Source organism: Clostridium sp. 1001271B_151109_B4, from assembly GCF_015670405.1.
Classification (GTDB): Bacteria; Bacillota; Clostridia; order Clostridiales; family Clostridiaceae; genus Clostridium.
This window is the reverse complement of record NZ_JADPBQ010000018.1, coordinates 26,542-51,835: the sequence shown is the minus strand read 5'-3', so window position 1 is coordinate 51,835 and position 25,294 is coordinate 26,542. Positions and strand designations below refer to the sequence as shown.

Sequence of the window (25,294 nt, the reverse complement as noted above, 5' to 3'; positions counted from 1 at the left end):
TAAATAAGATCATATACTTTTAATTTATAAATTAAACTTTATTAAAAACTAAAAACTTACTTCTATTAGTGAAATTATTCCTACATAGATATATATAATGGACTGTTTCTTTTAAAAACATGGGTAAATACAAATTAAAAACATATTTACAAAATTAATGTTCGTGGTATAATACGAATAAGTGAATTTATTAAGATACTCGTATAAAATCGGTAATTTGGTCCGAAAGTTTCTACCTACTGACCGTAAAACAGTAGACTACGGGGTGTTGTTATTATATTTGAATTATATGTATAGAGAATGCACAACACTTCTAAATATTTAGAAGTGTTATTTTTTTATTAAGTTTAAGAGAGGGAATGAAATGGAAATTTTAAAAGAACGTATATTACAAGACGGAAGAGCATTAAGTGAAACAGTATTAAAGGTCGATTCGTTTTTAAATCATGGTGTTGATGCAAGATTAATGTATGAAATAGGGACATGCTTTAAAGAATATTATAAGAATCATGGAATTACAAAGATATTTACTATTGAAAGTTCAGGGATTGCACCGACTGTAATGACAGCTATGCAAATGGAACTTCCAATGGTTACATTAAAGAAGCAAAGTTCTAAAATATTAAATGGTGAAGTATATCAAACAACTGTACATTCATTTACAAAAGGAACAGATTATGAATTAACTTTATCAAAGAATTATATTTCAAAAGATGATAATGTATTAATAATAGATGATTTCCTAGCAAATGGGGAAGCAGCTTTAGGAGCGGCAAGATTAGTAGAAGAAGCTGGTGCTAAAGTTGGAGGAATTGGTATTGTAATAGAAAAATCATTCCAACCTGGAAGAGCAATTTTAGATGAAAAAGGATATGATGTATACTCTTTAGCTAGGATTGGTAAATTAGGAAAAGGAATAATTGAATTTATATAAAACAATTAGTATTTTATTAAATTTTTAATAAATGGTTTTAAAATTGACAAATTAAAATTTGGGGAATACTATATAAGTATAATGAAAGTTAATAAGGATTGTTAGGTGAGGCTCCTATAAAGAAAAATGCTGCTGCCCAGAAAAATCTAGAGATTCCAATGGGTCAACAGAAATCATCGCTAAGGTGATTTTTAATGTAGCTGACTGAAAAATATGTCTACGCTTTATAGTGCTAAAGCTCTACAAATAGAGAAGTAAGTGAGTAACAGGCTTTTTGTTGTAGGGACAAAAAGTCTTTTTTATTTGTTTTTTTTAGGAGGTGGTATTAAATGGACCCTTATCTGAGTGAAAATTTAATTATTGAAAAAACTAAATATATAATACATTGGAATGTAGTCATTTATACCACAATTTTATATGGTTTTAATGATATGTAGCTAATAAACTAAATTGGATATATATCATTAAAATTATAAGTAAAGATGGCTTTTTTCCTATGTATAAAAACTAGGAGGAAATGCTATGAAATTAAATATGAATAAAGATGAACTAAGAAGATTTTTATTACATGCTCCACAATCAAGCATTATTAAATATGTGGAAAGTATACACCCAGTAGATATTTTAGATATTTTACGTGATTATCCAAAGGATAAAGAAGATATTTTATATAGATTACCAGAAGGATTAATTGCAGATATAATTGATGAAGCTGATAATGAAGAAAAATATTCTATTTTAATGGAGTTTTCAGAAAATAAACAAAAAAATATTGTAGAGGAAATGTCATCTGATGAATTAACAGATTTACTAGGTATGTTAGATGAAGAAAAGGCTAATAAAATTTTAGAAAAGATGACAGATGAGGATGCAAGAAAGGTACGTCAATTATTAAGTTATGATCCAGATACTGCAGCAGGTATTATGGCAACAGAATTTGTAGCACTTAAAGAAAATATGACAGTGGAAGAAACATTAAAATATTTACAAAAATATGGTGAAGAAAACGAAAATATTTATGATTTATATGTAGTAGATAATTTTGATAAGCTTAAAGGTGTAATATCATTAAGGGAATTAGTTACAAATAACTTTAATACCAGAATATCTGATGTTATTCATACAAAGATAGAAGGGATCCTTTATAATACGGATCAGGAAGAAGTAGGGCATAGATTTGAAAAGTATGGTTATTTAACTATGCCTGTAGTTGATAATTCAAACAGATTGCTTGGGGTAGTAACATTCGATGATGTTATGCAAATTTTAAGAGATGAAACTACAGAAGATATTCATCGTCTAGGTGGTGTTGATGAAGGCGAAAAAGTTGATGGATCATTAAAAGATTCAGTAAAGAGCAGATTGCCTTGGCTAATTGTAAATTTATTTACTGCAATATTAGCTGCAGCAGTAGTTGGAATGTTTGAAGGAACAATTCAAGCAGTTGTATCTTTAGCTACATTTATGCCAATAGTTACAGGAATGGGTGGAAATGCAGGAACACAAACACTTACTATTATAGTTAGAGGATTAGCTTTAGGAGAGCTTAACTTTAAGAATATGAAAAAGGTATTCTTTAAAGAAGTTGGAGTAGGTGTAGTAACTGGAGTAGTTATTGGATTCATAATTGGAGTATTAGGATATATGTGGGAAGGAAACTTCATGTTTGGAATAATTATATCGGTAGCAATGCTTTTAAATATGATAGTAGCAACTATTACTGGATATTTAGTACCAGTTGTTTTAAAGAAGTTTAAAGTAGATCCAGCATTAGCATCATCAATATTTGTTACAACATTTACTGATGTTTTAGGATTTTTCTTCTTCTTAGGTTTAGCAACATTATTAATTCAATATCTTATGTAATTGAAAATAAGTACACCCCTCTTATGTAGTAAATGCATTAGAGGGGGTATTTTATTAGAAGACATTATTCAATAAAGCTAGCTATTTTATTATATCTTTCTGAATCTTCATTTAAATTAATTTCATTTTTTACGTTTATAAATCTTTCAACAATGCAGCAAGCAGTATTTCTATCTGCAGTGTGGAGAGTGCCATTAATTTCTACTAATGGACGATTATATTTATCGAAACCTTTCAAGAAAACTGAAAAACCATTATTTTTTAGGTATTTTAAAACCTTTCCTAAAAATTCATCTGTATCTGTTGTAGTTCTATCATTGATGTAAACATCAAAACAATCTTTATTGTGTTTATAAATACCTTCCATATTAAATCCCTCGCTTAAAAAATTTTAATACACCCTAGATACTATAAATAAATGTATTTATACATATATATTCTATGAAAAGTTTAAAATTCCTTTAAACGTTTACAAAAATGAAAATAAAAAATTAGAATATTTTAAAATAAAAAGAAAAAACAGAGGTATTAGCAGACTACCCCTGTTTTAAACCTATTTTTGCCTGGTAGGTTTGTGAATTAATTGTACCATAAAAATACAATATGTGAAATATAATATAGTTACAATTTTGTGAAAAGAAAATTTTTATGATTTTTTACAAATAAATAGATGTAAAATATATGAAGAACTAATCATAAGATATATATATAATATAGAAATTATTGACAAAACGTGATAAGAGGTATATAATAACTCATATAAAAATTGAATAACCTGTTAAAGGGGAGTAGTATAAAATATAACATCAACAATCGCGGCATATGCCTGGTGTTATATACCAATTTGGTTACGAGACTTTTAATATAATCCTTAAGTAAAGAATAACTTAAGTTGAGGATTATATTAAGAGTCTCTTTTTTATTTATAAAAGAGAGATATAAATAAGGGAGGATGCACAATGTCAAAATATTTTTCAATTGAATCAGAGGAAATATTAAAAAAATTCAATGTTTCGAAAGATGGATTAAATGAAAAGCAGATAGGGGAAAATACAAATAAATATGGATTGAATGAGTTAAATCAAAAGAAAAAGAAGAGTATATTTCAAGTATTTATAAGTCAATTTAAAGATTTATTGATATTTATTTTAATTGCTGCAGGTATTATTTCCATGTTAAGTAACAATGTTGAAAGTACTATTGTAATCTTTACTGTAATTATATTAAATGCAGCATTAGGAACAGTTCAGCATTTTAAAGCTGAACAATCATTAGATTCATTAAAAGCGTTATCAGCACCATCGGCAAAGGTTATAAGAAATGGAAGTAAGATTGAGATTCATTCAAAAAATGTAGTGCCAGGTGATATTTTAGTTTTAGAAGCTGGAGACTTAATTACAGCTGATGGAAGAGTAATTGAAAGTTATTCACTTCAAGTAAATGAAAGTTCGCTTACTGGTGAATCATTAAGTGTAGATAAGATTACAGATAAAATTGATAAAGAAGAAGTAGCATTAGGTGACCAAAAGAATATGGTGTTTTCAGGATCTTTAGTAACTTATGGTAGGGCTTTAGTACTTGTTACAAATACAGGAATGAAAACTGAAATAGGTAAAATAGCAACTCTTATGGAGGAAACCCAGGAAAAGAAAACTCCACTTCAAGTTACCTTAGATGATTTTAGCAAAAAGCTTGCAATAATAATATTAGCTATTTGTGCAATTGTATTTGGATTATCATTATATAGAAAAATGCCAGTACTTGATTCATTAATGTTTGCAGTAGCTCTTGCAGTTGCAGCTATTCCAGAAGCATTAAGTTCTATTGTAACTATAGTTTTAGCATTAGGAACTCAAAAGTTGGCTAAAGAAAATGCAATAATTAAAAAGATTAGGGCTGTTGAAGGATTAGGTTCTGTTTCAATTATTTGTTCTGATAAAACTGGAACATTAACTCAAAATAAGATGACTGTAAGAAAAATTTATGTAGATAGAAAGTTAATTAACGGTTCAGAAATTTCTTTAGATAATAAGGTAGAAGAATATTTAATTAAGAATTCAATTTTATGTAATGATTCCACTTCAAGAGAGGGTAAAGAAATAGGAGATCCAACAGAAGTTGCATTAGTTAATTTAGGACATGATATTGCAATTGATGAATTAAACTTAAGGGGTGAATATAGTAGATTAGCTGAAATTCCATTTGATTCTGATAGAAAGCTTATGAGTACACTTCACAAGATAGATGGAAAAAATATTATGTTTACAAAGGGTGCTCTTGATGTAATTTTAGATAGAGTTAAATTTATTATGACGTCAGATGGGGTTAGACAATTAACATTAGAAGATAAAAATGAAATTTTAGAGGTTAATAGAAATTTATCTGAAAGTGGATTAAGAGTTCTATCTTTTGCTTATAGAGAATTAAATGAAGTAAGAGAATTAACGTTAGAAGATGAATATGATTATACTTTTGTAGGATTAATTTCAATGATTGATCCACCAAGAGAAGAAAGTAAACAAGCCGTTGCGGATTGTATAACAGCTGGTATTAAGCCAATTATGATTACTGGTGACCATAAAATAACAGCATCTGCTATTGCTAAGGAAATTGGTATATTGAGGGATGGAGATAGAGCAATCGAAGGATTAGAAATAGATAAAATGTCAGATGAAGAATTAAGAGAAAATGTTGAACATATATCTGTTTATGCAAGAGTGTCTCCAGAGCATAAAATTAGAATAGTAAAGGCATGGCAAGATAAAGGGAAAATTGTTGCTATGACAGGTGATGGTGTTAATGATGCTCCAGCCTTAAAGCAAGCTGATATAGGAATTGCCATGGGGATAACAGGTACGGAAGTATCTAAAGATGCTGCATCTGTAATATTAACAGATGATAATTTTGCAACAATAGTTAAAGCAGTTTCAAATGGTAGAGGAATATATAATAATATAAAAAATTCTATTAAATTTTTATTATCAGGTAATACTTCAGGGATAATTGCAGTTTTATACTCTTCAATAATGGCTTTACCAATGCCTTTTGCAGCTGTTCATTTACTATTTATAAACCTTTTAACAGATAGTTTACCTGCAATAGCAATTGGTATGGAAAAATCAAATAGAGATTTATTAAAGGATAAACCAAGAGGAAAAAAAGAATCTATATTAAATAAAGATTTCTTATTAGGAATTGGTTTTGAGGGATTATTAATTGCAATATTTACAATGATTTCTTTTTATATAGGCAATCCAAATAAAACTCCATTAACAGCTTCAACTATGGCATTTGCAACATTATGCTTAGCAAGATTATTTCATGGATTTAACTGTAGAGGTAAAGGATCAATATTTAAATTAGGGGTATTTTCTAACAAATATGTGTGGTATGCATTTGGCGTAGGGTTAGCATTATTAAATGCTGTACTATTTGTACCTTTCCTTCAAAATTTATTTGAAGTTGAAAATTTAGCATTTAACCAATATGTAGCAATTTATGTATTTGCTTTTATTCCAACATTAATAATTCAGTTTAAAAAAGTTGTTTTTGAATTTATAGAAAATAAAAAAAGTAAAAATAATTCTAATATAAATAAAACTGGTGAATTAGAAGATATAGCTTAGTGAGTATTAATTTAAAGAGGTAGGATGATTTTCCTACCTTTTTTACATATACTGAATTTTTAAGGAGTAATATATTCCAATTTAAAATAACTAGTTCATAAATTTATAAAAAAAGTTGACCAAATTACTAAGATAAGCATATAATAGAAATATAAACATATGAACAACTATTCATATGTTTAATTAATAAAAAGTATTAAGACCAATAAAATAATTTTAAATACAAATAATATAAACTAAGGAGTGAAATTATGATGGAAAATAAGATTGAAAGTTGTTCATGTAGTATTATTCATAAAGATGTAGTTGAAGAAGTTAAGGAGAAATTGCCACAGGAAGAAACATTATATGATTTAGCAGAATTGTTTAAAGTGTTTGGAGATAGTACAAGAATTAAAATAATATGTTCGTTATTTGAATCTGAGATGTGTGTATGTGATTTATCAGCTTTATTGAATATTAGTCAATCGGCAATTTCACATCAATTAAGGGTATTAAAATCAGCAAGACTTGTTAAGTTTAGAAGAGCTGGAAAGGTAATTTATTATTCATTAGATGACGAGCATATAAAACAAATTTTTGATGCAGGATTACATCATATTACTGAATAGAGATTATAAAAACAAATAAAAGATGAAATTTATTTAATGGGAGGAGAGCTATATGGAAATAAAGTTAATTTTAAATGGATTAGATTGTGCAAATTGTGCTAATAAAATTGAAGATAAGGTTAATAAAATCAAAGGTGTAAAAGAAGCAACAGTAAACTTTTCTACAACAATATTAATTGCTGAAATAAAGGAAGAAAGCATAAAAGATGAAATAATAAATGAGATAAAATCAATAGTTAAAAAATTAGAGCCACATGTAAATGTTGAGGAGAAAACAGACAATAAAGAAGTAAAAAATAATACTAAAACATGCACAAGTAGTTGTTGCTCTGGTGATAATCATCATCATGAAAGTAGTAAAGAGGAAAATAATGGACATAGTCATGGATTAAGAGAAGTCTCAAATGGAAAGATGGGAATCTTAAAAGATAATTGGATGTTAATAGTAGGAGCAATTATATATGCAATTGCGCTATTATACAATGGAAGTAATAGTATAATTTCTATTATACTATTTGTGGGAAGTTATTTAGTAATTGGTGGAGAGGTAATAATAACAGCTATAAAAAATATTATTCATGGAGAAGTATTTGATGAAAATTTTCTTATGAGTATTGCCACTATTGGAGCATTCTTTATTGGAGAATATCCAGAGGCTGTAGCAGTTATGCTATTTTATCAAATAGGTGAAGTATTCCAAGGATATGCTGTAAATAAATCAAGAAAATCTATTTCTTCTCTTATGAATATTAGAGCTGATTATGCTAATGTTTTAAGAAATGGTAGAGAAATAAAGGTTTCTCCAGAAGAAGTAAATTTAGAAGAAATCATTGTAATTAAGCCAGGCGAAAGAGTGCCTTTAGATGGTACAGTTATAGAAGGTACAAGTTTTTTAGATACTTCAGCATTAACAGGGGAGTCTGTACCGAGGGAAGTTAAAATTGATGATGAAATTCTATCTGGAGCTATTAATGATAATGGTGTTTTAAAGGTAAAAGTTAATAAGGAATATGGTGAATCAACAGTTGCAAGAATATTAGAATTGGTTGAAAATGCATCAAATAAGAAGGCGCCTACAGAAAAATTTATAACAAAATTTTCAAAGGTATATACTCCAATTGTAGTTTGTATTGCAATAGTAATTGCTTTAGTCCCACCTCTTTTAATTAAAGATGCAACATTTGCAGAATGGATTTATAAAGCATTATCATTATTAGTTGTATCTTGTCCATGTGCATTGGTAGTTTCAATTCCATTAGGATTTTTCTCAGGTATAGGAGCTGCTTCTAAAAAAGGAATACTAGTTAAGGGTGGAAATTATTTAGAAGCTCTTAAGGAAAGTGAAATAGTAGTATTTGATAAGACTGGAACTTTAACTAAAGGAGTATTTAAGGTAACAAATATTAATGCTAAAAATATAAATGAAGATGAATTATTAGAAATAACAGCTATTGGTGAATCAAATTCAAATCATCCAATTGCTGTATCTATTGCAAATGCATATGGTAAAGAAGTTAATAAAAATGAAATTGAAAGTTATAAGGAAGTTGCTGGTCATGGTGTTGAAGCTGTAATAAAAGGCAAAAAAGTTTTATTAGGAAATTCTAAATTAATGAAGAGCAACAATATTTCTTATGATAAAGTAGACACTATTGGTACTATAGTTCATATAGCAATTGATGGAGAATACAAAGGGAATATAGTTATTTCTGATGAAGTAAAAGAAAATTTAAAAGAAGCATTATCTGAATTAAAAAGTGTTGGAATTAAGAAAACTATAATGCTTACAGGGGATAGTAAGATAGTTGCAGATAAGGTTGCTAAGTCTATTGGCATTGATGAAGTTCATGCTGAATTATTGCCAAGTGATAAGGTTAATAAGGTAGAAGAAATACTAAATAAAAAATCAGCAAATGGAAAAGTTTTATTTGTTGGAGATGGAATTAATGATGCACCAGTTTTAGCAAGAGCAGATATTGGAATTGCTATGGGAGGTGTTGGTTCAGATGCTGCTATTGAAGCAGCAGATGTAGTATTAATGAAGGATAAAGTAGAAGCAATTTCAGAAGCTATACGAGTATCAAGGAAAACTAATAAAATATTATGGCAAAATATTATTTTTTCTTTAGCAATTAAGATAGCTGTTATGATATTGGTAATATTTGGATTAACAGATATGTGGGCAGCTGTATTTGCAGATGTTGGGGTAACATTACTTGCAGTATTAAATTCAATGAGGATAATTCGATAAATATTGACAAACAATAAAGCTTTAATTATAATATAATAAGTCCAGAAAATTTTAGGCAAAAGGGAATGGCATACAAGATCACTTTGATCCTTGTTTCAATATCAGAGGTGTTAAAATCTGATATTATGCTGCATGAGACTTATGTATAACGCATCTGCTACGTTATACATAAGTCTCTGTTTTTAGGTGAAAATAATAAATGAGAAATGAAAATCTTATTATATGATTTGTTGATATAATATTAATATAATTAAATAAAATAAAAAATGAAATATGAATAAAAGATTTTAATAATTATTAAATTAATAGAAAAAATGTTGAAAGTATGTTATTATATTATCAAAGTTGAAATGAATAGGGAAATTATTGAAATAAATTAAGGAGATTCATATACTATGGAAAAAAAGAAAAGTGTCTCTATGGCAGTAATTAAAAGATTACCAAAGTACCATAGATATTTGAAAGAGTTGATGAGAAATGATGTAGATAGAATTTCATCAAAGGAATTAGGTGAAAAAATAGGATTTACAGCATCTCAAATTAGACAAGATTTAAATAATTTTGGTGACTTTGGACAACAAGGATACGGATATAATGTTAAAGAATTATATAAACAAATTAGTTTAATTTTAGGATTAGATAAAGATTATACTGGAATCATTATTGGTGCTGGTAACTTAGGGCAAGCAATTGCAAATTATAGTAGATTTTCTGAATTAGGGTTATCTATTGATGCTATATTTGATGCTAATCCAAAGCTTATTGGAATGAAAATTAGAGATGTAGAAATAATGGATATTGATACATTAAATAATTATTTAGAAAATAATGATATTAATATTGGAATTATTTGCGTACCTAGAATTAATGCACAAAAGGTTTCTGATCTTTTAGTAAAGGGTGGAATAAAAGGAATATGGAATTTTGCACCTGTTGATTTAGTTGTACCAGAGGATGTTAAGGTTGAAAATGTTCATCTTTCTGAAAGTTTATTAACATTAGTGTATTTAATGAAAGATGAATAAAATAATTTAATAGTTTAGAATAAATAGCAAATTCAAAAGAGGTTTTATGAAGAATATAATTTTGAGTTGCTATTTTTATTTTTATAAAAAATAGATAACTTTCTAATTTAAGGTTTAATTAATAACAATCATATGGTTTATATGATTTTTTTTTCATGTTAACAAATCAACAAATAAAATAAAATTCAAATAGTAAACGTATACTAAGAAAAACATTGAAAAAGTGGAATTAATATACCAAAAAGGTAAATATTAATTGCAAATGATAAATTTAGATATTATAATTATAAATAGGTTGTGATTATTCAGAATCTTCTAACCAAAGAAAAGGGTGAAAGAGAGTTTTTTTATAATTCTTTGTTAATTATGTAACAAAGAGTAGGGTGTTTATGAGGGATTATGGTATAAAAAGGGAGGAAGGATTTATGAAAATCAAAAATGTAATTTTAGAAGAAGAGTTGAAAAATGTGACTCTTGAAAAAGATGGGAACTTAGCAATAGTTACAATAAATAGACCTAAGGCATTAAATGCTTTAAATTCTGATACATTAAGAGAATTAGACCTAGCTATTTCTAACATTGAGGAAGATAGTAATGTTTATTGTGTAATATTAACTGGGGCAGGTGAAAAATCTTTCGTAGCAGGAGCAGACATCGCTGAAATGAAAGATTTAGATGCTAAGGGTGGAGAAGAGTTTGGACTGTTAGGAAATAAGGTGTTTAGAAGAATAGAAAATTTAGACAAACCTGTTATAGCAGCAATATCTGGATTTGCTTTAGGTGGAGGATGTGAACTTGCAATGGCTTGCGATATAAGAATTGCTTCAGAAAAAGCAAAGTTTGCCCAACCAGAAGCAGGACTTGGAATTACACCAGGTTTTGGGGGAACTCAAAGATTGCCTAGAATAGTTGGATTAGGTAAAGCCAAAGAAATGATTTATACTTGTGCGATGATTAAGGCTGATGAAGCTTTAAGAATTGGTTTAGTTAATAAGGTTGTTCCATTAGAAAACTTAATGGAAGAAGCAAGAAAAATGGCTTCAGTTATTTGTGCAAATGCACCAATAGCAGTTAAGTATTGTAAAGATGCTATTAATAGAGGAATGCAAGTTGATATAGATAAAGCAATTGCAATAGAAGCAAATGATTTTGGAAAATGCTTTGATTCAGAAGATCAAGTTGAGGGAATGAGTGCTTTCTTAGAAAGAAGAGAAAAGAACTTTAAAAATAGTTAAGAACTAGGAGTTAGTTAATAGTTAAGGAATAAATTAGGGCTATGACGAATTTGAAAATTATATTTTAAGAAACTCAATTAGGCATTTAAACCTAAACTATTAAATATAAAAAGGGTGTTATTTAATAAAATTTAAATATATAAGCTAAGTGTATTTTACATATTTGAGTGTAATTATACACATAAACAGGGTATTGCAGGGAGGTAAAAAAGCAATGAATTTTGGATTAACTAGAGAACAAGAGTTAGTAAGGCAAATGGTTAGAGAATTTGCAGTTAATGAAGTAAAACCAATAGCTGCTGAAATTGATGAAACAGAAAGATTTCCAATGGAAAATGTAAAGAAAATGGCAGAACTAGGTATGATGGGAATACCATTTCCTAAAGAGTTAGGTGGCGCTGGCGGAGATGTATTATCATATATCATAGCTGTTGAAGAGTTATCAAAGGTTTGCGGAACAACTGGAGTTATTCTTTCAGCTCATACTTCACTTTGTGCTTCATTATTATATGAAAATGGAACACCGGCACAAAAGGAAAAATACTTAGTTCCACTTGCAAAAGGTGAGAAGATAGGTGCATTTGGTTTAACTGAACCAGGAGCAGGGACAGATGCTGCAGGACAACAAACTACAGCAATTTTAGATGGAGATAACTATATTTTAAATGGATCTAAGATATTTATTACTAATGGTGGAGTAGCAGATACTTTCATAGTATTTGCAATGACAGATAAGTCTCAAGGAACTAGAGGCATATCTGCTTTCATAGTTGAAAAAGACTTCCCTGGATTCTCAATTGGTAAAAAAGAAGATAAGTTAGGAATTAGAGCATCTTCTACAACAGAGCTTATATTTGAAAACTGCATAGTTCCAAAAGAAAATTTAATTGGAAGAGAAGGTAAGGGGTTTGGTATAGCAATGAAAACTCTTGATGGAGGAAGAATTGGTATAGCTGCTCAGGCTTTAGGAATTGCAGAAGGAGCTTATGAAGAATCTGTTAAATATATGAAAGAAAGAAAACAATTTGGCAGACCTTTATCAGCATTCCAAGGATTACAATGGATGATTGCTGAAATGGAAACAAAGATTGACGCTGCTAAGTTATTAGTATACAAAGCTGCATGGCTTAAACAAAACAAGCTTCCATATTCAGTAGATGCCGCTAAGGCAAAATTATTTGCTGCTGAAGTTGCTATGGAGGTAACAACTAAGGCTGTTCAAATTCATGGTGGATATGGATATACTAAGGAATATCCAGTTGAAAGAATGATGAGAGATGCTAAGATAACTGAAATCTATGAAGGAACTTCTGAAGTTCAAAAGATGGTTATCTCAGGCGCTGCATTAAGATAGAGGGAGGCTTTTAATAATGAATATAGTAGTTTGTTTAAAACAAGTACCAGACACAACAGTTGTAAAAATAGATCCAAAAACAGGGACTCTTATAAGAGATGGTGTTCCTTCAATAATAAATCCGGAAGATAAGCATGCTTTAGAAGCAGCTTTACAATTAAAAGAAAACTATGGAGCGCATGTAACTGTAGTTAGTATGGGACCTCCTCAAGCAAAAAATGCATTAAGAGAAGCTTTATGCATGGGAGCTGATGAAGCTATTCTTTTAACAGATAGAGCATTTGGGGGAGCTGACACATTAGCAACTTCAAAGACTATTGCAGCAGCAATTAAAGAATTAGATTACGATATAATTTTTGGCGGAAGACAAGCCATTGATGGTGATACTGCACAAGTTGGTCCAGAAATAGCAGAGCATTTAGGAGTTCCACAAGTAACATATGTACAAGGTGTTACAGTTGAAGAAGATGGATTATTAGTAAATAGAGCATTAGAAGATGGATATGAATTAATAAAGGTTCAAACTCCAGTACTTTTAACTGCAATTGAAGAATTAAATCATCCAAGATATATGAATGTTCAATATATCTTCGATACAGTAGATAAAGAAGTGAAAGTTATGACTGCAGCAGACCTTGATATACCAGTTGAAGAACTTGGATTAAAAGGTTCTCCAACAAAGGTTAAGAAGTCTATGACTAAAGAAGCTAAAGGTGCAGGAGAAATTGTTAAAGAATCAGCTCCAGAGGCAGTAGCATATGTTTTAGGAAAGTTAAAAGAAAAACACTACATCTAAGATAATAGGAGGATAATTGGAGATGAATATATCAGAATATAATGGCGTTTGGGTATTCGCTGAACAAAGAAATGGTGAATTACAAAAGGTTTCATTAGAAATATTAGGAGAAGGTAGAAGATTAGCTGATGAATTAGGAGTTAAGCTTACTGCTGTATTATTAGGAAATAACGTTGCTTGTTTAGCAGATATTTTAGGAGAACATGGTGCAGATGAAATATTAGTAGCTGAACATGAAGCATTAGAAAATTATACAACTGATGGATATACAAAAGTAATTTGTGAGTTAGCAAATGAAAGAAAGCCAGGAATATTATTTATAGGGGCTACTTTTGTAGGTAGAGATTTAGGGCCAAGAGTTGCAGCTAGACTTTCAACTGGATTAACTGCAGACTGTACATCTTTAGAAGTAGATGTTACTAATGGTGACTTACTTGCAACAAGACCTGCATTTGGTGGTAACTTAATGGCAACTATTGCGTGTCCAAATCACAGACCACAAATGGCTACAGTAAGACCAGGAGTATTCTCTAAATTAACTGAAAAGAAAGAAAACTATATAATAGAAAATGTTTCTGTTGAATTAGAAAAATCAGATATTAGAACTACTGTTGTTGAAGTAGTTAAGGCTAATAAGGATATTGTAGATATTGGAGAAGCTAAAGTTATAGTTGCTGGAGGTAGAGGAGTTGGAAGTAAAGAAAACTTCGCACTTTTACAAGAATTAGCAACAGTTTTAGGTGGAGTTGTTGGAGCATCAAGAGGTGCTGTAGATAAAGGATGGATTGAAAGAGATTATCAAGTTGGACAAACTGGTAAAACTGTAAGGCCTACAATTTATGTTGCTTGTGGTATTTCAGGAGCAATCCAACACGTTGCAGGTATGCAAGAATCAGATATGATAATTGCTATAAATAAAGATGAAACTGCTCCAATAATGAAAGTTGCAGACTATGCAATAGTTGGAGATTTAAATAAAGTTATTCCAGAAATGATAAATAAATTAAAAGAATCTGCTGATTCTGAAGAAACATTAGTGTGCAAAATATAATTTTGTTTAGGTAGTTTATTTAAGGAAAAATACAAATATATAAATATTAAAATTATGAAAATATAAATGGCCAATTATATTTTTATAATAGTATGTAAAGTAAAATAGCCTAGGATTTTTACTTTAATAAAAATAATATGGATGAAATAAAGAAACTATGGGTTAAAAAAATTGAGAATTAAATAATTACAGAAACAAGTGAAGTTGGTGAGCAAATGTTCATATAATAACTTGATATTTATCACTTGGTACTGTTTAAAAGGGGAGAGGTTCAGATATGGAAAAGATTTTTGTTTTAGGTGCAGGAACTATGGGCGCTGGAATAGTTCAAGCTTTTGCTCAAAAAGGATATGAAGTTATAGTTAGAGATATAAAGGATGAATTCGTTGAAAAAGGGCTTGCTGGAATAAATAAGGGTTTATCTAAATTAGTTGCTAAGGGAAAAATGACTGAAGAAACTAAGGAAGATATTTTATCAAGAATTTCAGGAACTACTGATATGAATTTAGCTGCAGACTGCGACTTAGTTGTTGAAGCTGCAATTGAAAATATGAAAATTAAGAAAGAAATATTTGCTGAGTTAGATAAGATATGTAAGCCAGAAACTATTTTAGCTTCAAATACATCTTCTTTATCAATAACAGAAGTTGCTTCAGTAACTGGTAGACCAGAAAAGGTTATAGGAATGCACTTCTTTAATCCAGCTCCAGTAATGAAGCTTGTTGAAATTATCAGAGGTATGGCTACTTCTCAAGAAACTTTTGATGCTGTTAAAGAATTATCTTTAGCAATTGGTAAAGAACCAGTAGAAGTTGCAGAAGCCCCAGGATTTGTAGTTAATAGAATACTTATTCCAATGATTAATGAGGCTTCATTTATTCTTCAAGAAGGAATTGCATCAGTAGAAGACATAGATACAGCTATGAAATATGGTGCAAATCACCCAATGGGACCTTTAGCTTTAGGAGATTTAATTGGATTAGATGTTTGTTTAGCTATTATGGATGTTTTATATAATGAAACTGGAGATAATAAATACAGAGCTAGTAGTATTTTAAGAAAGTATGTTAGAGCAGGATGGTTAGGTAGAAAAACAGGAAGAGGATTCTATAACTATAATGTTTAATTAATATTATAGTAATTATAAATTTAAAAAAATTAATATATTTAAAAAGATACAGTATATTTGAAAAACAATATATTAAAAAATGAGCGTTTTAATTTAACTTTAAAAGGCAACTATCGACGGGTAGTTGCCCTTTATTGTATTATGGTATAATTATCATAATAAAGTACTAAGATTTATAAAGAGATATTTATATGATGGTTAGAAGTTCTGTAATATTTTCATATTTTTAGGGTGAAGTGTTACATAAGGTACACGCTTAGATTAGGGGCCATTGGGGATAATGAATTCTAACCTTGAGATGTAGTTAAAAGTCCATCTTAAGTTAATGATTCAATTTATAATATGAGTATAGTAAAAGGAGTGAGGTTAATACATGGAAGATCAAACTAATAACAAAAGAGTATTTAATTTTTATGGTGAAGTAGAGATACCAAAATCGGTACTTTCTTTTGTAAGTAGAAATGAGAATCCATTATTTGCAGTAAAGACTGTTAGAGATGCAGCTTTATTTACAGATAAAAAGATTTTAATATGTGATAAACAAGGGATAACTGGTAAGAAAACAGAGTATTATGCAATTCCGTATAGCAAAATAGTTACTTATGCAATAGAAACAGCAGGACACTTTGATATGGATTCAGAAATAAAGTTATTTTTAACTGGTGGAATAGAAATCGAAATGAATTTTCTAAGAGGTAAGAATATGGATCAGTTACTTAAGAAGGTTTTTAATGTTATAAATGAATATGTAACTTTATAAGTAAATAACTAATGAAAGTGGTAACTATAAGGAGAAAAAAATTAATGTTATTAGAAACTACAATTAAATATTATGATAAAAAGTATGATTTAAATTGTGCAGAATGTATGCTTGTAGCAGCTAACGAAGTTTATGATTTAAATATTTCAAAGCAAACTTTAATGACAATGGCATCATTTGGAGGGGGAATGGCAATAGGGAGTATCTGTGGTGCAGCAACAGGAGCTATAGCAGTACTGGGGATAATGTTCACTACAGAAAGAGGACATAAAAGTCCTCATATTAAAGAAATGACCTCTAAATTTTTGTATGAATTTAATAAAAGAATGAATTCATTAGATTGTATAACTTTAAAAGAAAAATACTATAAAAATGAAACAAGATGTTCAAAAATGATGATAGTGTCAGCTGAAGTATTACAAGAAATAATTGAGGATTATAAGGAGTCTTATTCAATTAATAGATAGAAAAAGAAAACAATTAATAGAATATAAATTATATTAATTTGGGATATCATATAAGCCATTATAGTTTTGTTATTTTAACTATAATGGCTTATTAATAATTTAATAAATTAATTTCCTATATTATATTTAGTTTTTATTATGCCTATATATTTTTAGAGTATTTTGAAATATATTGAAAAATAAAGTTATTTAATATAGCATAATAGATATAAATTATTAAATAATAATATTTATCTTTAGAATATAAAAATATTAAGTTAGAAACAATAAAAATATAAATGATAAGATTTAAAGCTTATTATAGTAACGAGGTGTGAAAATGAACTATACAAATATAACAGAAAAAGAAAATTCAATAATATTAGAAAATGTGAAGGATTTTAATATAAAACAAATATTAGAGTGTGGTCAATGTTTTAGATGGGAAAGAATAACTGATACAGATTACATAATTGTTGCTTATAGAAGAGTTATAGAAGTAATTCAAGAAGGAAGCACAGTAACAATACTTAATACTAATATGAAAGACTTTAATGAAATATGGAAAGAGTACTTTGATTTAGAGGTTAACTATGGAGAAATAAAAGAAGAGTTATCTAAAGATGAACTTTTAAGAAAAAGTGTTGAATTTGGGTATGGTATAAGGATACTAAATCAAGATCCTTTTGAAATGTTAATAAGTTTCATAATATCAGCAAGAAATAGTATTCCATCAATAATGAAGACTATTAAAAAGATATCTGAAAGATGGGGAGATAAAATAGAGTATAAAGGAAATATATATTATGCATTTCCAACGCCAGAACAATTAAAGAAAGTAACACTGGAAGAAATAAAAGAAACAGGAGCATCTTTTAGAAGTAAATACATAGTAGATACTATAGGTAAGGTAAATGATGCAATTGATGCTAAGAACAATGGAACTTTAAATGAAGAATTAAAACAATTTGATTTAGAATATATAAAGTCATTGCCAACTGATGAATGTCATAAGGCACTTCAAAACTTTATGGGGGTTGGAGCTAAGGTTGCAGATTGTATAATGCTTTTCTCAATGGGTAAAAAATCAGCCTTCCCAGTTGATGTTTGGATAAAAAGAGCAATGATACATTTCTATTTGGCGCCAGATGTATCATTAAATAAAATAAGAGTATTTGGAAGAGATAAATTTGGAGAGTTATCAGGTATGGCTCAGCAATATTTATTTTATTATGCAAGAGAAAATAATATAAAGGTAGAGTAGTAACTAAAGTTATGTATAGAATTGGTATAAGAGGGATAAGCTAAGGGGAAATGATAAAAACTTAATAGTTTTATGGGAGGTTACTATGTATACAAAGAAGAGATTAATATCAATAATATCTAGTGCATTAGTGGTAAGCTTACTTTTTACTGGATGTGGAAGTAGTTTTAAGCAAAGTGTATTTAGTAAAGGGATATTAACAGAAGAACAAGGTTCATATAATGAAGCAGGAAAAAATCCGGAAGATCTAAATATTGAAAGTATCATGAATGAACTTACTAGTGATGAATATTTGTCAAGAGTAGTAGGAACTGATGAAAATACTAAATCAGCGGAGTTTATTAAAAATTATTATGAGTCAATTGGGTTAGAGCCATTTAATAATGGAAGTTACTTTGAAAAGGTTGAGTTAAATAAAGAAATGAGATCTATATTTAATCCAGCTGGAGATAATGAAAATGAAGTTGATAATGTAATTGGAGTTATTAAAGGTGATGATAGTTCTAAGGCTATTGTAATTTCAGCTCACTTTGACCATGTAACAGTAAGAAAGAAAAATCAAGAAGCAGCCAGCAACACCGATTCACAACAAATTAGTGTTAGTAAAATAGAAGGCGCAATTGATAATGCATCTGGTGTTGCAGTTTTACTTGAGAGTGCTAAGGAATTGGCTAATCATTATAGTTATGAAAAACCACCATATGATATAATTTTTGCTGCATTTAATGCTGAAGAGCTTGGATTAATAGGTAGTAGAAAGTTTGTAAGTGAATTTAAAGAATCATATGATGATTGGTATAACATTAATATTGATTGTGTTGGGATTAGAGGAAATGAAGGATTGGCAGTTAAAAATAATGATCCTGCATCTCAAGAATTATATGATGATTTTATTGAAGTTTTAGATGAAGATGATGTTTATTATGAAATGGTTCCTTATGCGATGAATGAAGAAGGCGCAGTTGTAGGAAGTAGCGATCATATGTCATTTAGAAGAGAAAATGCTGCTTCATTGGTAATAGGCCAAGATGGTATTACAGGAGTTGTTCATACTGATGATGATAATATGTCAATTGTAGATGTTGAATTAATTGATGATATTAAAGAGGCATTAGTTGATTTTATAATAAAGACTGATGAAAAAATATATTAATATTGAAGTTTTTTATAATTGATTAAGTATATTGATTAAGTTGTTTTAAAGAAGTGATAGGATTGATTTGTAAAAGGAAATCCTATCATTTTTTATAAGTAAATTTAGAAATTAATTTATAAAAAAATAAGATTAAATGTGATTTTGATGATAAATGTTGAACTTTAAATATGAAAAAATATTATCAGAATATTCGAAAAAGAAAAGAAGTTATTGGGAAAATATTGTATAATTAGAAGTGGTATACAGTGTGAGGGGGGAGTGGTTAAATGTTTAAATTTGAAACTCAGCTTAAAAAGTTAAAGCATGAGGTATTAACAGAAGTTGCAAGGCTTGCAAAAAATGATGAAATTAGTTTAGAGAGTATTGAAAAGGTTCCTTATGAAGTTATTAAAGGTGAAATTGCACAATATAGATGTTGTGTTTATAAAGAAAGAGCTATCGTTTTAGAAAGAGCTAAGCTTGCTGCAGGATATCTTGCTAATGGCGATAATGCTGAACCAGATTTAATTGATATTAGACCAGATGAGCAAATTATATATGTTATAGAAGCAGCATGCGATAGATGCCCTATAAATAAATTCAATGTAACAGATTCATGTAGAAATTGTCTTGCACATAGATGTCAAAGTGCATGTAATTTTGGAGCTATTACAATAGTAAATGGAAGAGCTTATATAAATCAAGAGTTATGTAAGGAATGTGGAGGATGTAAAAAAGCATGTCCTTATGATGCTATATCAGAGGTTATGAGACCTTGTAAGAGATCATGTCCGACAGGAGCTTTAGATATTAATCCTGATGATAGACGAGCTATGATTAAAGAGGAATTATGTGTTAATTGTGGTTCATGTATGAGAGCATGTCCTTTTGGAGCAATTTCTGATAAGAGCTTAATTGTTCCAGTTGCAAAGAGGCTTTCAAGAAAAAGAAAAATGTATGCAATTGTTGCACCAGCTATAACTGGACAGTTTGGACCTACGATGAATTACGGTAAGATTAGAAATGCTATAAGAGCGCTTGGATTTGAAGAAATGATTGAGGCTGCATTAGGTGCTGATGCAGTAACTGTTCATGAAGCAAATGAATTTGTTGAAAGAATGGAAAGAGGAGATAAATATATGACCAACTCCTGTTGTCCAGGTTTCTTGAACTTTATTGAAAAAGTAAATCCTACTGAAAAGGATAGAATTTCAGGAACTGTATCGCCAATGGTTGCAGCAGCAAGATATATAAAGAAAACTGATCCAGAGGCTAAGGTTGTATTCATAGGACCTTGTACAGCTAAAAAGAGCGAGGCTGTTAGAATTGGAGTAGAGGATGCAGTTGATTATGTTTTAACATTTGAAGAGTTGCTTGCTTTATTCGAAGCTTTTGATGTTAATCCTTTTGAATGTGAAGAGGAAAATGTTAATGATGCATCTGTATTTGGAAGAAATTTTGGTGCTTCAGGTGGATTAACTGCAGCTATTAAAAATTATATTTCAGATAGTAGAGTTGAAGTTGAGTTTAAACCAGTACCAACATCAGGACTTGATTGTAAAAAGACTATGATGCTTGCAAAGGTAGGCAAGTTACCTGGAAACTTCATTGAAGGTATGATGTGTGAAGGTGGATGTATCAATGGCGCCGGTGTAATTGCTCCACCAATGAGAGCTAAGGCTGCATTTACTAAGATTAATAATGGAACTACTATTAAGGCTGTTCTTAAAAATAGAACTCTTGAGGATTTTGAAGGAGTAAATTTAGAAAGAATGCCTTCTGAAGAGCAATAATATATAGTGTAAGAGTTTGATACAAGGTTTTTAACATGTAAATAAATTATTAGATATAACTGTGGGGTTATCTATAGTATGATAAATTCATAGCTTGTTTCAAAGAATGGTATTTTATGTTAAAATAGTAAATGTGATTCAATTAAAGTTTAAATAATAAGAAAAATAATGGGAAACAAAGTAAATTAAAAATAAATTACTATAATTAGTAATATTTGACCTTAGTAAGGTAATAATATAGAAAGTAATTGTTGAAAGTTTACTTTATAAATTATATTATAAATATAAAGATATTAGCACTCTGTTTAGGTGAGTGCTAATAATAAAAATATAGGAGGGTTTATTTATGAATATAAAACCATTAGGTGATAGAGTAGTAATAAAAAAATTAGAAGCTGAAACAACTACAAAGAGTGGAATACTTTTAACAGGAACAGCAAAGGAACAGCCACAAGAAGCAGAAGTTGTTGCAATAGGGCCAGGAGCAATGGTTGAGGGAAAGAGAATTCCTATGGATGTAGAAGTTGGAAATAAGGTATTATATTCTAAGTATGCAGGAACAGACGTGAAGGTTGAAGGTGAAGAATATATTATATTAAAACAAGACGATATATTAGCAATAGTAGAATAATTAATTAGGAGGTAGATTTATTATGGCAAAGATGATTCAATTTGGAGAAGAAGCTAGAAGAGCAATGCAAATTGGTGTTGATAAATTAGCTGATACGGTAAAGGTAACATTAGGACCAAAAGGAAGAAATGTAGTTTTAGATAAGAAATTTGGTTCACCACTTATAACAAATGATGGTGTTTCAATTGCAAGAGAAATAGAATTAGAAGATCCGTATGAAAATATGGGAGCTCAGTTAGTAAAGGAAGTTGCAACTAAAACTAATGATGTTGCAGGGGATGGTACTACAACAGCTACTCTTTTAGCTCAAGCTATTATAAGAGAAGGATTAAAAAATGTAACAGCTGGTGCAAATCCAATGTTACTTAGAAATGGTATAAGAAAAGCTGTTGAAAAGGCAGTTAGTGAAATATTAGAGATTTCTAAACCAGTTAGTGGGAAAGAAGATATAGCTAGAGTTGCAGCTATTTCTGCAGCTGATGAAGAAATAGGTAAGCTTATTTCAGATGCTATGGAAAAGGTAGGAAATGAAGGCGTTATTACTGTTGAAGAATCTAAATCAATGGGTACTGAACTAGAAGTAGTTGAAGGTATGCAATTTGATAGAGGATATGTTTCAGCTTATATGGTAACTGATACTGAAAAGATGGAAGCTATATTGGATAATCCACTAATTTTAATAACTGATAAGAAGATTACAAACATACAAGAAATATTACCAGTATTAGAGCAAATAGTTCAAGCTGGTAAGAAGCTATTAATAATAGCTGAAGATATTGAAGGTGAAGCAATGGCTACATTAGTAGTTAATAAGTTAAGAGGAACATTTAACTGTGTTGCGGTTAAAGCTCCAGGGTTTGGAGATAGAAGAAAAGAAATGCTTCAAGATATAGCTATTTTAACTGGTGGTCAAGTAATTTCTGAAGAGTTAGGAAGAGATTTAAAAGAAACTACTTTAGATATGCTAGGTCAAGCTGAAAGTGTTAAAATTTCTAAGGATAATACTACTATAGTAAATGGTAGAGGAGACAGCGCTAATATAAAAGAAAGAATCAATCAAATAAAAATGCAAATAGAAGAAACTACTTCTGAATTTGATAAAGAAAAATTACAAGAAAGATTAGCTAAACTTTCTGGTGGTGTTGCAGTAATTAAAGTTGGTGCTGCTACAGAAACAGAACTTAAGGAAAGAAAGCTTAGAATAGAAGATGCTTTAGCTGCTACTAAGGCTGCAGTTGAAGAAGGAATAGTACCAGGTGGTGGAACAGCTTACGTTAATGTTATTAACAAAGTTGCAGAGTTAAAATCAGACGTTGCTGATACTCAAGTTGGTATTAACATTATAGTAAGAGCATTAGAAGAGCCAATGAGACAAATTGCTACTAATGCAGGTGTTGAAGGTTCTGTAATTATTGAAAGAATCAAGAACAGCGAAGCTGGAATGGGATATGATGCTTTACATGATGAATATGTAAATATGATTAAGACTGGAATAGTTGATCCAACTAAGGTTACAAGAAGTGCACTTCAAAATGCTGCATCTGTAGCTTCTACATTCTTAACTACTGAAGCTGCTGTGGTTGATATTCCAGAAAAAGAACAGCCAATGCCAGGAGCACCAGGAATGGGCGGAATGGATGGAATGTACTAATATAAATAATGAATAAAAATTAGTAATTTTAATAAATAAGGTTATTATTAACTATAATAAGGAGTTAATAGTAACCTTATTTTTATTGCAGCTTATGGATATAATTACAAAAAAATAATTTCTTTGTAGGAAAATACAAAAAAATAAAAGGAGTAAAATGAAACATGGAATATAGTAGTAAAAAATGCTATCATATAACTAATTGGTGTTGATTGTAATTATTTATTCTAATGATGATAAAATTACAATTTAATTTTAAGGAGTAGTAATGGAGATTTTTTTAGTAATAATCTTTGGATTAGTAATAGGAAGTTTTTTAAACGTATGTATTTGTAGAATAGCAAATGAAGAATCAATTGCATTTCCACCATCACATTGTACTAATTGTGGGTATGAATTAAGGGTGAAAGACTTAATTCCAGTATTAAGTTATGTATTATTAGGTGGAATATGTAGAGGATGTAAAGAAAAGATTTCTATACAATATCCAATAGTTGAAATATTAAATTCAATTTTATATGTAGCAATTTATTTAAAATTTGGATTTACCTTAAATTTATTTAAGTTCTGCTTATTAGCCTCTCTTTTGATAGTAATAGGAATAATAGATCTTCAAACTAAAAATGTATATAACTCTACTATTGTTTTTGGGGTAGTTTCAGGATTAATATTTCTAGGATTGGAGTGGTTAGAAACAAGAGTTATACCATGGAATTATATTACTGGTGCCTTTATTGGATTTTTAGTTATTTATTTAATTGTAATTTTAACTCATGGAATGGGTGAGGGTGATATTGATATTGCTCTTATATGCGGATTATTTTTAGGAATTAAGGGCGTTTTAGTAACTTTATTCATTTCAGTAGTTTTAGGTGGATTAGTTGCTACAGGAATATTAGTTTTAAAGTTAAAAGATAAGAAAGCAGAAATTGCCTTTGGACCATACTTAGCAATTGGAGGATTAATTGCTTGCTTATATGGTAATAGCATAATAGATTTTTATCTAAAATTATTTTAAAAGAAAGTTCAATTGGATAATAATAAACAATATTATGATTAAATATGTAAAAATACTAATTATAATGAACAATATAAGTAATTATTATGAAGTGATAATTATTAGTATAGTAGTAATGCTTTTTTACTAGAGGAGGTAGCAATAGCTTCAAATAATAAGTGTAGATTAGGTAACATAGCAATATTATAATAAGGTAACAATTGGTCAACTAAGTGAAGATGTAAAAGTATATACAGTTGGAACTAAGCTTCCAGATTTATATTAAAATTAAATATTAAGTTTATAAAAAAGCAAGCTAGGTTATAATTTAGCTTGCTTTTTTGAGATTAAATTGTTTACGGATATATAAATTAAGAATATTATATTAGTGCGTTATTTTAATTAATAATATATTTGGGATTTATAGCGATTGAAATGATAATTTATCATAAAATAAAAACAACTATTAATAAAATAATAAATTATAGATAATAAGATATTTATAAATGCTAATAATATATCATAAAGATAGTAAATATATTATTAGCATTTATTTGTTTTGATTTATTATATTGACAAGCTATAAGCCATAAACTATAATAATAAAAAGCGAAAAAACACGAATAATAAAACAACTCATATAAACCCTGAATATGGCAGGGTGTTTCTACTGAAAACCTTAAATTTTCATCTATGAGTGAATTTGATATACTTACCTAAACACGAATAATGTGCAGGA

20 protein-coding genes and 3 riboswitches are annotated in these 25,294 nt (G+C 29.1%); of the genes, 19 read left to right on the top strand and 1 reads right to left on the bottom strand.

Annotated features, from left to right (window positions below):
- Window positions 1-179: 179 nt before the first annotated feature.
- Window positions 180-281: riboswitch (purine riboswitch) on the top strand.
- Between the two features lie 83 nt (window positions 282-364).
- Together I4V63_RS12340 and mgtE are read left to right on the top strand one after the other, a co-directional pair.
- Window positions 365-934: a xanthine phosphoribosyltransferase gene (locus I4V63_RS12340; protein WP_196001550.1), complete on the top strand. Its 570-nt coding sequence runs from the start codon at window positions 365-367 to the stop codon at window positions 932-934.
- Between the two features lie 90 nt (window positions 935-1,024).
- Window positions 1,025-1,192: riboswitch (M-box (ykoK) riboswitch) on the top strand.
- 264 nt (window positions 1,193-1,456) lie between these two features.
- Entirely contained in the window at window positions 1,457-2,800 is a 1,344-nt protein-coding gene (gene mgtE, locus I4V63_RS12335) for a magnesium transporter (protein WP_196001549.1), read from the top strand.
- A 64-nt stretch (window positions 2,801-2,864) separates the two neighbouring features.
- On the opposite strand, the gene I4V63_RS12330 is transcribed toward mgtE, so the two are convergent.
- Entirely contained in the window at window positions 2,865-3,167 is a 303-nt protein-coding gene (locus I4V63_RS12330) for a hypothetical protein (protein ID WP_196001548.1), read from the bottom strand.
- A gap of 592 nt (window positions 3,168-3,759) precedes the next feature.
- On the opposite strand from I4V63_RS12330, the gene I4V63_RS12325 reads away from it, so the two are divergent.
- The 17 genes from I4V63_RS12325 to I4V63_RS12245 all read left to right on the top strand — a co-directional run bounded on the left by I4V63_RS12325 (window position 3,760) and on the right by I4V63_RS12245 (window position 24,576).
- Window positions 3,760-6,426, top strand: a complete 2,667-nt coding sequence (locus I4V63_RS12325; RefSeq protein ID WP_196001547.1) for a cation-translocating P-type ATPase — start codon at window positions 3,760-3,762, stop codon at window positions 6,424-6,426.
- Between the two features lie 251 nt (window positions 6,427-6,677).
- Window positions 6,678-7,037, top strand: coding sequence for a metalloregulator ArsR/SmtB family transcription factor (locus I4V63_RS12320; protein ID WP_279325754.1), 360 nt, complete (start codon window positions 6,678-6,680; stop codon window positions 7,035-7,037).
- A gap of 52 nt (window positions 7,038-7,089) precedes the next feature.
- Complete coding sequence (locus tag I4V63_RS12315; RefSeq protein ID WP_196001546.1) at window positions 7,090-9,288, top strand: heavy metal translocating P-type ATPase; 2,199 nt, start codon at window positions 7,090-7,092, stop codon at window positions 9,286-9,288.
- Between the two features lie 395 nt (window positions 9,289-9,683).
- Window positions 9,684-10,313 (top strand): redox-sensing transcriptional repressor Rex, encoded by a 630-nt coding sequence (locus tag I4V63_RS12310; protein WP_196001545.1) that lies wholly within the window; start codon window positions 9,684-9,686, stop codon window positions 10,311-10,313.
- 425 nt (window positions 10,314-10,738) lie between these two features.
- Entirely contained in the window at window positions 10,739-11,548 is an 810-nt protein-coding gene (locus I4V63_RS12305) for a short-chain-enoyl-CoA hydratase (RefSeq protein ID WP_196001544.1), read from the top strand.
- Between the two features lie 214 nt (window positions 11,549-11,762).
- A complete protein-coding gene (locus I4V63_RS12300) occupies window positions 11,763-12,902 on the top strand; it encodes an acyl-CoA dehydrogenase (protein WP_196001543.1) in 1,140 nt (379 codons plus the stop codon).
- A 16-nt stretch (window positions 12,903-12,918) separates the two neighbouring features.
- Window positions 12,919-13,698, top strand: a complete 780-nt coding sequence (locus I4V63_RS12295; protein ID WP_196001542.1) for an electron transfer flavoprotein subunit beta/FixA family protein — start codon at window positions 12,919-12,921, stop codon at window positions 13,696-13,698.
- Window positions 13,699-13,720: 22 nt separating this feature from the next.
- Window positions 13,721-14,749, top strand: coding sequence for an electron transfer flavoprotein subunit alpha/FixB family protein (locus I4V63_RS12290; protein ID WP_196001541.1), 1,029 nt, complete (start codon window positions 13,721-13,723; stop codon window positions 14,747-14,749).
- A 277-nt stretch (window positions 14,750-15,026) separates the two neighbouring features.
- Complete coding sequence (locus tag I4V63_RS12285; RefSeq protein WP_196001540.1) at window positions 15,027-15,875, top strand: 3-hydroxybutyryl-CoA dehydrogenase; 849 nt, start codon at window positions 15,027-15,029, stop codon at window positions 15,873-15,875.
- Between the two features lie 376 nt (window positions 15,876-16,251).
- Window positions 16,252-16,638 carry a PH domain-containing protein gene (locus I4V63_RS12280; RefSeq protein ID WP_196001539.1) on the top strand — a complete coding sequence of 129 codons (387 nt, stop codon included), beginning with the start codon at window positions 16,252-16,254 and terminating at the stop codon, window positions 16,636-16,638.
- Window positions 16,639-16,682: 44 nt separating this feature from the next.
- Window positions 16,683-17,105 (top strand): C-GCAxxG-C-C family (seleno)protein, encoded by a 423-nt coding sequence (locus tag I4V63_RS12275; RefSeq protein WP_196001538.1) that lies wholly within the window; start codon window positions 16,683-16,685, stop codon window positions 17,103-17,105.
- Window positions 17,106-17,424: 319 nt separating this feature from the next.
- The gene (locus I4V63_RS12270; RefSeq protein WP_196001537.1) at window positions 17,425-18,348 is read left to right on the top strand and encodes a DNA-3-methyladenine glycosylase 2 family protein; all 924 of its coding nucleotides are present in this window, start codon (window positions 17,425-17,427) and stop codon (window positions 18,346-18,348) included.
- Between the two features lie 85 nt (window positions 18,349-18,433).
- Window positions 18,434-19,501, top strand: coding sequence for a M28 family peptidase (locus I4V63_RS12265; RefSeq protein WP_196001536.1), 1,068 nt, complete (start codon window positions 18,434-18,436; stop codon window positions 19,499-19,501).
- 269 nt (window positions 19,502-19,770) lie between these two features.
- Window positions 19,771-21,276 carry a 4Fe-4S dicluster domain-containing protein gene (locus I4V63_RS12260; RefSeq protein ID WP_196001535.1) on the top strand — a complete coding sequence of 502 codons (1,506 nt, stop codon included), beginning with the start codon at window positions 19,771-19,773 and terminating at the stop codon, window positions 21,274-21,276.
- A 346-nt stretch (window positions 21,277-21,622) separates the two neighbouring features.
- Window positions 21,623-21,907: a co-chaperone GroES gene (groES, locus tag I4V63_RS12255; protein ID WP_196001534.1), complete on the top strand. Its 285-nt coding sequence runs from the start codon at window positions 21,623-21,625 to the stop codon at window positions 21,905-21,907.
- 22 nt (window positions 21,908-21,929) lie between these two features.
- Window positions 21,930-23,558 carry a chaperonin GroEL gene (groL, locus tag I4V63_RS12250; RefSeq protein ID WP_196001533.1) on the top strand — a complete coding sequence of 543 codons (1,629 nt, stop codon included), beginning with the start codon at window positions 21,930-21,932 and terminating at the stop codon, window positions 23,556-23,558.
- 268 nt (window positions 23,559-23,826) lie between these two features.
- Window positions 23,827-24,576, top strand: coding sequence for an A24 family peptidase (locus I4V63_RS12245; protein ID WP_196001532.1), 750 nt, complete (start codon window positions 23,827-23,829; stop codon window positions 24,574-24,576).
- Between the two features lie 595 nt (window positions 24,577-25,171).
- Window positions 25,172-25,269: riboswitch (purine riboswitch) on the top strand.
- Window positions 25,270-25,294: the final 25 nt, after the last annotated feature.

Bases quoted from the DNA above. Each gene is read 5' to 3' on its own strand.
- I4V63_RS12340 (WP_196001550.1), top strand. From the start codon at position 365: ATGGAAATTTTAAAAGAACGTATATTACAAGACGGAAGAGCATTAAGT.
- mgtE (WP_196001549.1), top strand. From the start codon at position 1,457: ATGAAATTAAATATGAATAAAGATGAACTAAGAAGATTTTTATTACAT.
- I4V63_RS12330 (WP_196001548.1), bottom strand. From the start codon at position 3,167: ATGGAAGGTATTTATAAACACAATAAAGATTGTTTTGATGTTTACATC.
- I4V63_RS12325 (WP_196001547.1), top strand. From the start codon at position 3,760: ATGTCAAAATATTTTTCAATTGAATCAGAGGAAATATTAAAAAAATTC.
- I4V63_RS12320 (WP_279325754.1), top strand. From the start codon at position 6,678: ATGATGGAAAATAAGATTGAAAGTTGTTCATGTAGTATTATTCATAAA.
- I4V63_RS12315 (WP_196001546.1), top strand. From the start codon at position 7,090: ATGGAAATAAAGTTAATTTTAAATGGATTAGATTGTGCAAATTGTGCT.
- I4V63_RS12310 (WP_196001545.1), top strand. From the start codon at position 9,684: ATGGAAAAAAAGAAAAGTGTCTCTATGGCAGTAATTAAAAGATTACCA.
- I4V63_RS12305 (WP_196001544.1), top strand. From the start codon at position 10,739: ATGAAAATCAAAAATGTAATTTTAGAAGAAGAGTTGAAAAATGTGACT.
- I4V63_RS12300 (WP_196001543.1), top strand. From the start codon at position 11,763: ATGAATTTTGGATTAACTAGAGAACAAGAGTTAGTAAGGCAAATGGTT.
- I4V63_RS12295 (WP_196001542.1), top strand. From the start codon at position 12,919: ATGAATATAGTAGTTTGTTTAAAACAAGTACCAGACACAACAGTTGTA.
- I4V63_RS12290 (WP_196001541.1), top strand. From the start codon at position 13,721: ATGAATATATCAGAATATAATGGCGTTTGGGTATTCGCTGAACAAAGA.
- I4V63_RS12285 (WP_196001540.1), top strand. From the start codon at position 15,027: ATGGAAAAGATTTTTGTTTTAGGTGCAGGAACTATGGGCGCTGGAATA.
- I4V63_RS12280 (WP_196001539.1), top strand. From the start codon at position 16,252: ATGGAAGATCAAACTAATAACAAAAGAGTATTTAATTTTTATGGTGAA.
- I4V63_RS12275 (WP_196001538.1), top strand. From the start codon at position 16,683: ATGTTATTAGAAACTACAATTAAATATTATGATAAAAAGTATGATTTA.
- I4V63_RS12270 (WP_196001537.1), top strand. From the start codon at position 17,425: ATGAACTATACAAATATAACAGAAAAAGAAAATTCAATAATATTAGAA.
- I4V63_RS12265 (WP_196001536.1), top strand. From the start codon at position 18,434: ATGTATACAAAGAAGAGATTAATATCAATAATATCTAGTGCATTAGTG.
- I4V63_RS12260 (WP_196001535.1), top strand. From the start codon at position 19,771: ATGTTTAAATTTGAAACTCAGCTTAAAAAGTTAAAGCATGAGGTATTA.
- groES (WP_196001534.1), top strand. From the start codon at position 21,623: ATGAATATAAAACCATTAGGTGATAGAGTAGTAATAAAAAAATTAGAA.
- groL (WP_196001533.1), top strand. From the start codon at position 21,930: ATGGCAAAGATGATTCAATTTGGAGAAGAAGCTAGAAGAGCAATGCAA.
- I4V63_RS12245 (WP_196001532.1), top strand. From the start codon at position 23,827: ATGGAGATTTTTTTAGTAATAATCTTTGGATTAGTAATAGGAAGTTTT.